Annotated in this window: 12 protein-coding genes; 7 read left to right on the plus strand and 5 right to left on the minus strand. The window is 49.3% G+C overall.

The window, feature by feature from the left end; translation table 11 throughout:
* Positions 1 to 62 precede the first annotated feature (62 nt).
* The 7 genes from allC to pucE all read left to right on the plus strand — a co-directional run bounded on the left by allC (position 63) and on the right by pucE (position 8,188).
* The gene (gene allC / locus AC4CV5_RS04660) at positions 63 to 1,301 is read left to right on the plus strand and encodes an allantoate deiminase (RefSeq protein ID WP_490922146.1); all 1,239 of its coding nucleotides are present in this window, start codon (positions 63 to 65) and stop codon (positions 1,299 to 1,301) included.
* Between the two features lie 16 nt (positions 1,302 to 1,317).
* Positions 1,318 to 2,568: a (S)-ureidoglycine--glyoxylate transaminase gene (gene pucG, locus AC4CV5_RS04665; RefSeq protein WP_490922147.1), complete on the plus strand. Its 1,251-nt coding sequence runs from the start codon at positions 1,318 to 1,320 to the stop codon at positions 2,566 to 2,568.
* 433 nt (positions 2,569 to 3,001) lie between these two features.
* A complete protein-coding gene (locus tag AC4CV5_RS04670; protein ID WP_490922148.1) occupies positions 3,002 to 3,994 on the plus strand; it encodes an XdhC family protein in 993 nt (330 codons plus the stop codon).
* Positions 3,991 to 4,608 (plus strand): xanthine dehydrogenase accessory protein PucB, encoded by a 618-nt coding sequence (pucB, locus tag AC4CV5_RS04675; RefSeq protein ID WP_490922149.1) that lies wholly within the window; start codon positions 3,991 to 3,993, stop codon positions 4,606 to 4,608. Before AC4CV5_RS04670 ends, pucB begins: the two co-directional genes overlap by 4 nt.
* Positions 4,605 to 5,438 (plus strand): xanthine dehydrogenase subunit C, encoded by an 834-nt coding sequence (gene pucC, locus AC4CV5_RS04680; protein WP_490922150.1) that lies wholly within the window; start codon positions 4,605 to 4,607, stop codon positions 5,436 to 5,438. The genes pucB and pucC overlap by 4 nt, the downstream gene beginning before the upstream one ends.
* The gene (gene pucD / locus AC4CV5_RS04685) at positions 5,439 to 7,676 is read left to right on the plus strand and encodes a xanthine dehydrogenase subunit D (protein ID WP_490922151.1); all 2,238 of its coding nucleotides are present in this window, start codon (positions 5,439 to 5,441) and stop codon (positions 7,674 to 7,676) included.
* Positions 7,667 to 8,188 carry a xanthine dehydrogenase subunit E gene (gene pucE, locus AC4CV5_RS04690; RefSeq protein WP_490922152.1) on the plus strand — a complete coding sequence of 174 codons (522 nt, stop codon included), beginning with the start codon at positions 7,667 to 7,669 and terminating at the stop codon, positions 8,186 to 8,188. Before pucD ends, pucE begins: the two co-directional genes overlap by 10 nt.
* A 290-nt stretch (positions 8,189 to 8,478) precedes the next feature.
* Here pucE and AC4CV5_RS04695 read toward each other — a convergent pair whose 3' ends face one another.
* The 5 genes from AC4CV5_RS04695 to pucK form a co-directional block, all read right to left on the minus strand.
* Positions 8,479 to 8,577 carry a YjcZ family sporulation protein gene (locus AC4CV5_RS04695; RefSeq protein ID WP_032732263.1) on the minus strand — a complete coding sequence of 33 codons (99 nt, stop codon included), beginning with the start codon at positions 8,575 to 8,577 and terminating at the stop codon, positions 8,479 to 8,481.
* Between the two features lie 397 nt (positions 8,578 to 8,974).
* A complete protein-coding gene (locus tag AC4CV5_RS04700) occupies positions 8,975 to 9,091 on the minus strand; it encodes a YjcZ family sporulation protein (RefSeq protein WP_166848712.1) in 117 nt (38 codons plus the stop codon).
* 305 nt (positions 9,092 to 9,396) lie between these two features.
* Positions 9,397 to 9,750 carry a hydroxyisourate hydrolase gene (gene uraH, locus AC4CV5_RS04705; protein WP_166848715.1) on the minus strand — a complete coding sequence of 118 codons (354 nt, stop codon included), beginning with the start codon at positions 9,748 to 9,750 and terminating at the stop codon, positions 9,397 to 9,399.
* Positions 9,750 to 11,234: a factor-independent urate hydroxylase gene (gene pucL, locus AC4CV5_RS04710; RefSeq protein ID WP_490922153.1), complete on the minus strand. Its 1,485-nt coding sequence runs from the start codon at positions 11,232 to 11,234 to the stop codon at positions 9,750 to 9,752. The genes uraH and pucL overlap by 1 nt, the downstream gene beginning before the upstream one ends.
* A 12-nt stretch (positions 11,235 to 11,246) precedes the next feature.
* On the minus strand, positions 11,247 to 12,539 hold the full coding sequence (gene pucK / locus AC4CV5_RS04715) for a uric acid permease PucK (protein WP_490922154.1): 1,293 nt from the start codon (positions 12,537 to 12,539) through the stop codon (positions 11,247 to 11,249).
* Between the last annotated feature and the right edge of the window lie 5 nt (positions 12,540 to 12,544).

Genomic DNA, 12,544 nt, shown 5'->3' on the forward strand with positions numbered 1-12,544 from the left:
TCAATGAACTATCGAGTTCCCCCTTCTATAATGAAGTCACCATAACGGCCAGGGGGGAGTACATGGAAAAGCAGAAGCTTTCAGTCAAAAACAGCATCACAGATTATATTGAATGGCTCGCCCAATACGGCGCATCTGCGGACGGCGGCGTAACGAGGCTTTTGTACACAAAAGAGTGGATGGACGCGCAGCTCGCCGTGAAAACGGAAATGTCTTCATTTGGGCTTGAAACAAGATTCGACGATGTCGGAAATGTGTTTGGAAGGCTTTCGGGCACCCAGTCTCCAGATGAAGTGATTGTAACCGGTTCACATATCGATACGGTTATCAATGGGGGAAAGTATGACGGCGCCTATGGCGTTCTTGCGGCAATGCTCGCGATAAAGCAGCTCAAAGAAACGTACGGAGCGCCGAAAAAAACACTCGAAGCAGTCTCCTTATGTGAGGAGGAGGGGAGCCGTTTTCCGATGACCTATTGGGGATCGGGGAATATGACGGGCGTTTTTTCAGTAAAGGATGCAGGAGAACCGAGAGACGAATTAGGCGTCTCTCTGCAAACAGCGATGTATGAGAGCGGTTTTGGCAAAGGCGTGTTCCAGTCAGCGTATAGGACAGATATCAGCGCTTTTGTTGAGCTTCATATTGAACAGGGGCAGACATTGGAAATGTCAGGGCGGGACCTCGGCATTGTGACAAGTATTGCGGGTCAGAGGCGATATCTCGTCACGCTGGAGGGGGAATGCAATCACGCGGGAACCACCTCCATGAAATGGCGAAAGGACCCGCTTGCAGCCAGCAGCCACATCATTCATGAACTGCTGCTGCGGTCGGAAGAGCAGCCGGATGAGCTCCGCCTGACATGCGGAAAAATAACGGCAGAGCCTAATGTAGCCAATGTCATACCGGGCCGCGTGCAGTTTTCAATCGATATTCGCCATCAGCATCAGCACGTGCTGGAGCAATTTCATGAAGACATGGCTGCTTTGATCAACGGCATTTGCCATCAAAAAGGGATTCGCGCCGTAATTGATGAATATATGCGGATAGAGCCTGTGCCAATGGACGAAAGGTTGAAGGCTGCGGCTTCTGAAACAGCGGCAGAAAACGGCATCAGCTGTGAAGAAATGGTGAGCGGAGCAGGGCATGACGCGCAAATGATCGGAAGGCGCCATCCAGCTTGTATGCTGTTTGTGCCAAGCCGCGGCGGGATCAGCCACTCACCGAAGGAATATACCTCAGCCAGACAGCTTGAGATCGGTGTCCGCGCATTGATTGATTTATTATACAAACTGGCTTATTGATAAAGGAGGAATGGCTGTGTCAGGCAGAAAAGAATTATGTACCCCATTAAGAACGATTATGACGCCGGGTCCTGTTGAGGTTGATCCGCGTGTATTAAGAGTGATGAGCACCCCGGTTGTCGGCCAATTTGATCCGGCGTTTACGGATATCATGAATGAAACGATGGAGATGCTCAGGGAGCTGTTCCAAACGAAAAATCGCTGGGCATACCCGATTGACGGCACTTCACGGGCGGGAATTGAAGCGGTGCTGGCGAGTGTGATTGAGCCGGGAGATGATGTCCTCATTCCCATTTATGGACGCTTCGGCTATTTGCTGACTGAAATCGCTGAGCGGTATGGGGCGAATGTTCATACACTTGAGTGTGAATGGGGAATGGTTTTTGACCCAGATGACATCATACGGGGATTGAAAAAAGTGAGGCCGAAAATTGTGGCCATGGTGCATGGGGAAACATCCACAGGGCGAATTCACCCGCTGAAAGCAATCGGCGAAGCCTGCCGAGCCGAGGATGCATTGTTTATTGTCGATGCAGTTGCGACGATTGGCGGCTGCGAGGTCAAAGTCGATGATTGGAAGATTGACGCAGCCATCGGCGGCACGCAAAAATGCTTGTCTGTTCCATCGGGGATGGCGCCGATTACATATAATGAGCGGGTGGCAGATGTGATTGCGGCTCGTAAAAAGGTGGAGCGCGGCATAGCGACAAAAGCTGACAGGTCGACGCTTTCGGGAAACCGGCCGATCACAAGTAATTATTTTGATTTAAGCCAGCTTGAGGATTATTGGAGCGAAAGACGGCTCAATCATCATACAGAAGCGACGACGATGCTGTACGCTTTGCGTGAGGGTGTCAGGCTGGTGCTTGAAGAAGGTCTTGATGCCCGCTTTGAGCGGCATCGCCATCATGAGACCGCATTATCAGCAGGGATTAAGGCAATGGGGCTGAAGCTGTTTGGAGATGACACCTGCAAAATGCCTGTTGTCACTTGTGTAGAAATCCCCGGTGGCGTTGACGGCGAGTCTGTCCGCCGCATGCTGTTGGCGCAATTCGGAATCGAAATCGCCAGCTCATTCGGCCCTCTGGTGGGAAAGATCTGGAGAATCGGCACGATGGGCTACAGCTGCAGAAAAGAAAACGTGCTGTTCGTGCTTGCCGGGTTAGAGGCAGTACTACTCAGACATGGCGCAGGGATCGAAGCAGGAAAAGCGCTCCAAGCGGCGCTTGATGTGTACGAAAACGCCGGCCGCCAGGCGGCGGTATAAAGAAAAGCTTACGGGAAGTCCGCAAGCTTCAGCGTGTCGACAAACCCTCGCATTCGTTGTCAAGGCTGCGCTTCGGTGCTCACGAATTTCATTATTCGCTGTGCTCTGATGCTCGCCTTTCCTAGACTTCAAGGGTTTTCAATCACGCTGAAAAGATGACAAAACCCTAAAACCATAAACCGTTTTAGGATTTTGTCAACAATCGAAGCTTGTGGGAACGCCGCAAGCTTTTTTAGTGATACGATTTTTCGCTTTTTCTCCAATCTGTTTTTCTTCGTTTGACCCTTTTTACAAATCCTCTTTCCCCGTGTTGCATTTTCTGACGAAGCATGAGTCATTTTTCCTTCCATCAGCTATTCTTTATACAAGTTACCTATAAAATCATGCTGAACTTGTTGTTTCTTAAAGCGATTTTTGAGAGGAGGATGCAGCGTTGGGAAATTTGCAAATGATGTTAGATGCGCTCCTGGAAGATCAGGATGAGGCTGTGCTGGCGACAATTGTTCAAGTTGAAGGCTCAGCGTATCGAAAAGCAGGCGCTTCTATGCTCTTTAAGAGTAATGGCGAACGGGTCGGCTTGCTGAGCGGAGGGTGTGTGGAAGAAGATTTACTCCACAGAATCAGTGAACTGGGCGATCAACTGACGTCAGCGCTGATTCCATATGACATGCGGGCGGAGAACGATCTTTCCTGGGGTATGGGAGCAGGATGCAACGGCATGATTCATATTCATGCGGAGCGAATCACTCAGGAAAAGAGACGGCACTATGAAAGAGTGAGGGACTGCCTTCATACAGGCAAAGCTGTCACAGCCGTTACGCAGCTTGACTCCTCCCGTTATATGTTTCTGTCCGAGAACGGGCATTTTGGGAACTGGCCGGACGCGCCTCTGCAAGACATTCAACGTACCGCTTCAACGCTTCATTTACCGCATTTTGATCCATCAACCAACATGTTTATTCAACGGATTGAACCGAAGCCGCGTCTCATTTTGTTCGGAGCGGGACCGGATATTATGCCGCTTGCCAATTTGGCGGCTGATACAGGGTTTTCTGTTATCGTGACAGATTGGCGTCCCGCTTATTGCACATCCTCTCTTTTCCCAAAAGCGGATCGGCTGATCACCGCTTTTCCAGAACAAATGCTCAGTGAATTTCAGTTTTACCCGCATGATGCAGCTGTTGTGGCAACTCACCATTTTCAGCACGATCAAGCGATCATCAACTTCTTATTTGCTCAACATCTTCATTATATCGGACTATTGGGTTCGTCAAACCGTACCAAACGGCTGCTGAATGGAAAACAGCCCCCGGCTCACTTTTACAGTCCGGTCGGGCTGAAAATCGGTGCGGAAGGCCCCGAGGAAATTGCCGTCAGCGTTGTCGCGGAAATCATTCAAACAAGAAAACGGCTGGCGGTTGTATGAGAAACCCCTATATTATCGGAGTGTTTCTCGCTGCCGGCAAAAGCAAAAGGATGGGCCAAAACAAGCTGGCTTTACCGTTAAAAGGAGGAACCATCGGCTCGCTTTCTTTGCAAACCGCTCTTTTGTCCCATCTTGATCACGTGTTGATTATCGAGAGAACTGAACATGCTTCCCTTGAGTGGATGGGGGCGCCATATCACTCGCCGCCTTTTCGAGAACGCTGGAGCCTGCACGTTTGTCAAGATACTGAAAAAGGCCAAGGTCATTCAGTCAGCAGCGGGGTGAGAAAAGCAGAAAGCATGGGAGCGGACGGCGTTGTCATTTTATTAGCCGACCAGCCTAGGCTTTCCGTCGATCATCTCAATGCCCTTGTGGCAATGGCTCCTGTGTCATTTGCCGTGTCTTCATCTTTAGGCGCGCTCACCCCGCCAATCTATTTCTCATCGGCTTGTTTTCCTTATGTAAAGGAGTTAAAGGGAGATGAGGGGGCTCGCAGTCTCCTGAAAAGCGGGCAGCTTGGAACAGGAGCCGTTTTGGAGGCGAAGACAAGCGCGGAGTTGAAGGACATTGATACACCGGAGGAATACGACATAGTGAGGAGGCTGGTGATTTGAACGGCCAAGTGACAAAAGCAAGGATGAATATTCAATTATGGAGGCCGGCAGCGCTCGATGAGGCGTATTCGCTTTTGGAGCAGCTTGCCCCGGATGTGTGTGCCGCATCGGGCAGCACACTGCTTCAGCTTCAGTGGGACAAAGGGATTCTTCCGAAACAGCATCTCGTCAGTCTTGAAGGAATTAACGAGATGAGAGGAATCAGCGCCAGTGACACACACGTGTCGATCGGAGCGCTCACAACACTGAATGAATGCAGAAAGAATCCTTTAATCAAGAGTACGCTAGGCTGTTTCAGCGATGCTGCTTCCGCTGTCGCCGGACCCGGAATCCGCAGCCGGGCCACGATTGGCGGCAACATCGCGAGTAAAATCGGTGATTTGATTCCGTTATTGCTTGTGCTTGATGCTGAGCTTATCGTATACCAAAAGGAGCTGATCAGGCTGCCGCTTGGTGATTGGCTCATAGATGAAGACTTTAGAAATGCCATCGTCACGCGTGTCAACATTCCTCGTGTGGAGGGAGAGCGTGTGTTTTACCACAAGCTTGGAAGGCGCCGGGCTTTTGCAGGCGCTGTTGCTGTTGCAGCTGGACATTTTTTGAAAGACGGCGGCATTCGCCTCACCGCTGGCCATGCTGATATCACACCGGAAAGATTAGTGGAAAGCGAAGCGAAATGGATGGCGCCAGGGTGGAATCCGCACGAGATGTACGAAACACTTATCCATGAGCTGCCGTTTGCCGCGGATGCTTTTATGTCAGCGGCATACAGAAAAAAAGCCGCTGCCAACGTCATCATGGCAGAGCTGATGGCTGAGGGAGGGGAATAAATGATTATCAACAAACCGTCAAGAGTCAGGCCGGATGGAAGAGGAAAGGTCACAGGGGAACTGAAATATATGACAGATCTCACCTTTCCGGGAATGCTGTATGGCAAAGTACTGAGAAGCGCTTATCCTCATGCGGAGATCATGTCGATTTGCACCATGAAAGCTGAAGAAATGGAAGGTGTGCGGGCAGTTGTCACTCATAAAGACGTTCCCGGTTTAAATAGATTTGGCATTGTCATCCCTGACCAGCCGGTTTTATGTAAGGACAGGGTGCGGTATGTCGGCGATGCGATCGCCGCAGTGGCTGCAGAAACGGAGGAGATCGCGGAAGCGGCGCTGGAGCTGATTCGTGTTGAGTATAAAGAGCTGGAGGTCATTGATTCACCAGAAAAAGCGCTTCGGCCGGGTGCGCAAAGACTGCATGAGGACGGGAATATCCTGCACCGCGCGTTTTTTTCACACGGCGATGTGGAAGAAGGATTTCAAGCATCTGACACATTCCTTGAAGAAACTTATGAGCTGCCGCGGCAGATGCATACGTATATGGAAACGGAAGGAGGCGTAGCCGTTCCGGAGGACGGTGGGGGATTTACGATGTATGCAGGAACGCAGCACGGCTATAAAGACCGTTTCCAGCTTGCCCGTATTTTTAACATTTCTGAAGAAAAGATCAGGGTTGTGTCGAGTCCGATGGGCGGCTCGTTCGGCGGGAAGGATGAGCTGAATATCCAGCCGTATGCCGCGCTTTTGGCCTTGAAAAGCGGACTTCCTGTCAAAATTCATCAGACCAGAAAGGAATCTGTACGTTCAGGCATTAAGCGCCATCCGATGAAGATTACGATAAAAACGGGTGCGGATCATGCGGGGAAGCTTTTGGCTCATGATGTGAAAATTGTGGCAGACACAGGCGCTTACGCTACGCTCGGACCGGCCGTTCTTGACTTTTCTGTCGAGCATGCCGTGGGACCGTACCGTATTCCAAATATCCGGACTGAAGGAATATCTGTGTTTACGAACAACGGGGTGGCGGGAGAATTTCGGGGCTTTGGCGGCAATCAAATCACATTTGCACTCGAAACCCATCTAGATCGTCTCAGCAGCATGGTCGGAATCCACCCGCTGGAGCTGAGAAGAAAAAATATTAGAAAACCGTATGACTTAGGGCCGCTAGAGCATCAGATTGCACCGACTGACGGAGCGGCGCAGGTGTTGAATGCCATTTCTGAATCTCCCATTCTCATAAGAAAACACCAGAACCCCGGGTATATACGGAGAGGCACGGGAGCGGCAATTGCGATGCACGGCGGCGGGCTGGGATATGGCCGAATGGATTCAGCAGGAGGCCGTTTGTCCCTTTCAAGTGATGGCAAAATCACAGCTTCATTCGGATTTGAAGAATGCGGACAGGGGATCTTAGCCGCAATCGAACTTATTGTCACCGAGGAGCTGGGCTGTGCCGCAGAGGATGTTTCCATTGTCATCGGGGATACCGCAAAAGTGCCGAAATCAGGCTCGTCCACCGCATCCCGCGGCACAAGCATGGTGTGGCATGCGATCCAGCGTTTGAAGAAGCCATTTCTTTCTCAGTTGAAAAAAAGGGCGGCAGAATGGAGCGGCTGTGTGGCGGAAAACCTTATTCTCGGTGCAGCGGGTTTACGTGATCAATCCACAAAGGAGCTCGTGGTGACGTATAGAGAGCTGGCTGAAAAAGGCCCTTTGGCAGAGGAAACCGCATTCGATTTTCCGGCAACGCCTGATCCTGTGGCGGGCGGCCATTTTCTCTATTCATTTGGCGCGGCGGCTGTTGAGGTGGAGGTTGATCTATTAACAGGCGATATCAAAGTGATAGATTGTGAGCACGCCATTGCGGCAGGTCCGGTTGTTAGTCCGCAAGGCTATCAGGGGCAAATTGAAGGAGGCGCTGCCATGGCGCTCGGCTACACGCTGATGGAGGAAGCCAAAATGACGGACGGCCATTATGCGGCGGAAAATCTCGACCAGTATATCATTCCCGGTGTAAAGGATGTTCCTGAAATGAAGCTGACCGCGATAGAAGAGCTGATAGAAGGTGATTCTCACGGCCCGCGCGGCATCGGTGAAATCGGAACGATCGCCATCACCCCAGCGATTGTAAAGGCTGTGCACGATGCGGTCGGATGCTGGATAAACAAGCTGCCGATTTCAAGAGAAGAGCTACTTGACGCGATAGACAGAAAGGAGATGAAGCAATGGACGTAAAAGAAGCCGGGTCATTTCCTGTAAAAAAGGAACAGTTTCAAATGACCGTGAATGGGCAGGAGCGTAAGGTTTCAGCCGTTCCCACGACACGTCTGAGTGACCTGCTTAGAAAGGAATTTCATCTGACCGGGACAAAGGTGTCCTGTGGAATCGGCCGCTGCGGAGCATGCTCCATCCTAATAAACGGAAGGCTGGAGAATGCGTGCTTGACGATGGCCTATCAAGCAGACGGCCGCTCTATCACAACCATCGAGGGGCTTCAAAAAGAAGAACTGGATATCTGCCAAACTGCTTTTCTCGAAGAAGGCGGCTTCCAATGCGGCTACTGCACCCCAGGCATGACGATTGCGCTTAAAGCGCTGTTCGAGGAAAAAAAGCATCCCACAGATGAAGAGATAGAAGAAGGGCTCGCGGGAAATTTGTGCCGGTGTACCGGGTACGGCGGGATTATGCGGTCTGCTTGCAGGATCAGAAAAGTGTTGAGCGGCGGGAAAAGAGAGTCCGGTTTTTAATAGCCGGGCTTATTAGTCTTTTCAATTTATTTTCGAATTGTAATATATCTAAAGAGCAGCCGGAGGTCAATTGTCGGTTCTTTTGCTGGAGCATTGTGGACTCAGCCAGTGGGGGTGAGCACTGTGGATATTTTGAAGATGCAGATTTGTAGCAAAAGTTTATATTTCTCTGGTTCAGAAACTTTGTCAGAGAGATTAGTTAATCACATAGCAAAACGCCATAAAATTTCTTATGGCGTCTATCGAAAAGGGAGGTGCTCATAAAACGGAGGAGCTAGGCAATGTTAAACTTAATAACCACCAAAGAAAGAAGTACCAACAATGATTAACAGAATGAATAGCACCACGATCAAAGCGAAGGAGCTACCATAACCGTTTGAGTAACCCATATTGCCACCTCCTTGAGTGAGGATAGTATAAGATATGCCGAACGATCATTTTCGACATAGATTTAAGTCTAAAAAAGAGAAAATGAATATTTTGTCTAAATGTGTAAGAGAGAAGGCGTTGACTTTAGTATGTGGTTTCGGAACCAACTTAAAGAAAACCAACAAAACACATTTCATATCGCTTCAGATCGTCTTAAAATCTGAAAAACGATTACTCCTATAATCCCTTCTAAAACGGAGGGTCTTTTTTTATGTCTCAAAGATAATTGAATCTAATACGATGTTTATATTTCTCTTTCAGAACCTTTGTCAGCACACCGTTAGTTAATGAATATAGCAAAACGCCATAAAGATTTCTCATGGCGTCTAGCCCAAACAGGGAGGTGCTTATAACATACTAAATTGGAACGCCTTCTGGAAAACCACCAAAGAAAGAGGTTCCAACGATGATTAACAAAATGAATAGCACCACAATCAAAGCGAAGGAGCTACCATAACCATTTGAGTAACCCATATTGCTACCTCCTTAAGTGAGAATAGTATAAGATATGGCAGACGATCATTTTCGACAAAGATTTAAGTCTAAATAAGAAAAAATGAATCTTTTGTCTAAAGGCTTGATAGAGAACGCATAATCAAAAACGATTAAAACAGTTAGGATAAGAAAATGAAACCTGTAGTATGACCCATATTGCTGCGTACTGTTTTCAAACGTAATTCTCAGGACCTTTCTCAAAATAGAGAAGGTTTTTTATTTATGCGGTGCTGCCAGCTAACCCCTACACATATTAAAGCCAGCATCACCGGCGGGCTACCTCTTTAACTCCCCCTATACACCTGATAACCAAACGGTGACAGCAAAAGCGGGATATGATAATTCGCATCTGGATCTGCAAGCTGAAAACGGACGGTGACAATGGTTAAAAACGGCTGGCCGGCCGTACTCGCTTTTTTTCTCGCAAAATAGTCTCCTGCATGGAACTCCATCACATATTCCCCGGACACCAGCTCTTCACCAGCCAGCAACGGAGCATCGACTCGGCCGTCATCGTTGGTGACTGCCTTCTTGACAAGGCTGCTGCTGCCTTCGCCCAGCCGCTTCAATTCAATTTTTACGTTCGCCGCTGGTTTGCCGCAGGTTAAATCCAAGATATGGGTTGTCAGCTTTCCCATTATGCCTTCAGGCTCCCTAATGCTTCAGCGGCTTTCTGTTTTTCTTTCTCGGCGTCCTCTCTTGTCACGGTAAAGCGCTGGAAACCGAATGGCGGGCGCGGTTCGGTGTAGACTTTTCCTTTGGACCCTGGGATCTCTTCAACGACCGTGTCCCATGTGTGATTTTGAGATTGGAAGCTGACATCAGTGAGCTGCGGGAATCTCATTAATATTCTGCAGCCGATATGATAGATTAAATTTTGGATTGAAGTGGTTTCGAGCTCGTGAAAAACGGTGCTCGCTAAGTCTCGGACTTGTTCAGCCGCAACATAGCGGGCGGGATCAGCAGCATATGCGTCATTTGTGTTTTCATAATGCCAGCTGATGTTTAAATGGACAAACAGCGGGCGATTGCCGTCTTCCGGGAGTGTGGTATACTCGTCCCGGATAAAGCCGACGAAGGAGTTGCCGCTCACCTTGACGAGCTGAAGATCCGTGATTTCGCTGTATTGCTCTTTGATCTTTATTGTATCCCCGGTTCGTTCCGCTTTCAGAACAGACCGAGCGCGTTCATTGCGCGATCTTCTGAAGACGAGGCGGCTGGTGCCGAGCTCTTGCTCCTCGTATGCAGGCATCGCTTCAAACGGAATGTCTTCGCCGGTCAGAGTGATCGTGTCCATATGAGAATAGGTATCTAAAAACCGGTGAGCCACATAGTGTAAGAATCCCTCGGCTGTTGTCCCTTCATAGGAAGCGAGATGGCGCTGAATAAAGTTTTTCATTGAGTCTGTAGCTACGACGAGTGTATTATCTCCATCTGTAAATGATGGCAAGAAGGCATCTCCGCCAATTTCACATGTCACATCAACGCCGACAACGGAATTGGCTCTCCCGGTAAAAGATGACTCTGGGATTTGCTTCACTCCTGTGAGCGGCTTTAAAAACGTTCGGTATGCAAATACATTGCCTTTGCCGTAAGACATGGTTCTATTCATTTGCGTCTCTCCTTTTTCAGTTATGATGTCCGCCAGACGAAAACAGGCGATGCAGTAAATTTCTTCTAGAGCCCGCTGGAACTCCGGTTCCCTTTCGTTCTTCAGCCTTGCCAGCAGGGCTTGGTGAATGTCCTGCTTCGTCTTTCCCTTTACCGCTAAAATGAAAGGAAAGCCGAACCGTTCATAATAGTGTTCATTCAGCTTGAGAAATTCCTCGTATTCCTGCTGTTCCAGTTTGCTGAGCCCTGCGTTTTGCTGCTCTCTTACTGAGGTAGCGCTCATTGTTTTCCTTGTTCCGAGACGAGGGTGCTTGTTGATCAAATCAAGCTGTATCTGGCGGTCCGCGGCCTTTACAATGCCGGCCATTGTGTGGTGAAGGTCAGAAAGGGAAGAAAACGGGCGCAATGACGCAGCTTTCTCCGCAATCCAAGAGGAGTGTTCGAAAATAGATCCAAGCGTGTCTGTTAGTGTTTGTGTATCCATTTGGTTCAGGTCATCCATTGTGAACATGGGCATCTTCCTTTACGTTTTTATTTCAGTGCCTTTCGGCTGTTTCGTTTGAAAAAAAGCGTGCAGTGCAATTGCCGTCAAACTGCCGATCACAATTCCGCTTCCTGCCAAGACTGAGGCTGCGCCCGGGAGAGATGAAAACAACGCGGGAACTGTGGTGGCGCCGAGCCCTAAGCTGACGGAAGAGGCGATGATCAGCAGGTTGCATTGCAAATCGAAGTCAACGCTGGAAAGCATTTTTATCCCGTAAGAAATGACCATGCCGAACATGACAATCATCGCGCCGCCGAGAACTGGAGTGGGAATCACTGTTGTCAATGCTGCGGCTTTTGGGACAAGTCCGATTGCTATCAGCATAATTCCTGTAATCGCGATGACATTGACACTTTTCATTTTTGAAAGCTGGACGATGCCGACATTTTGCGAGAAGGCTGTATAGGGAAACGCGTTAAATAAGCCGCCTAGCACAATTGCAAGGCCTTCCGCCCGGTAGCCCTTTTCCAAATCCTTCTCCGACAGCCTGCGGTTTGTGATATCAGCCAGAGCAAAGTAAACGCCTGTCGATTCAACCAGGCTGACAATGGCAACGAGAAGCATTGTGAGAACAGCCGGCAGCTCAAAGGTTGGCGGGCCGAAATAAAACAGAGACGGAACATGAAGCCAGGACGCCTCCATGGCGTCAGAAAAATCAACTTTTCCCATAAAGAATGCAGCCGCTGTTCCTGCGATAAGGCCAAGTAAAATCGCAATGGAGCGGATAAAGCCTTTAAAGAAATAAAACAGCAATAAGATAAAAGCTGTGACGCCAAACCCGAGGAGCACGTTTTCCAGTGAGCCGAAGTCTTTGCTTCCTTCACCGCCGGCGAGGTTATTCATTGCAGTTGGTATCAGGCTGATGCCGATGATCATGACAACTGAACCAGTCACGACAGGCGGAAAAAAACGGACAAGCTTTCCGAAGAAGCCCGCGGCTAAGACGACAATCAGCCCTGCGGCGATAATGGCGCCATATATCGCTGCGACACCGTATGTGCTGCCGATGGAAATCATCGGGCCGACTGCGGTAAACGTACATCCGAGCACAACAGGGAGGCCAATGCCGAAATATCGGTTTTTCCGCAGCTGTAAAAGAGTCGCTGCTCCGCACATAAATAAATCGATCGCAATTAAATACGTCAGCTGCCCCGGACTCAGCCCGATCGCCGCTCCGACGATCAGCGGAACAAGAATCGCTCCCGCATACATGGCAAGCATATGTTGAAGTCCGAGCATCATCAGCTGAAAGGCATTGTGCTGTTCCTTCATCTTTT

This window comes from Bacillus sp. NS1, assembly GCF_058248265.1.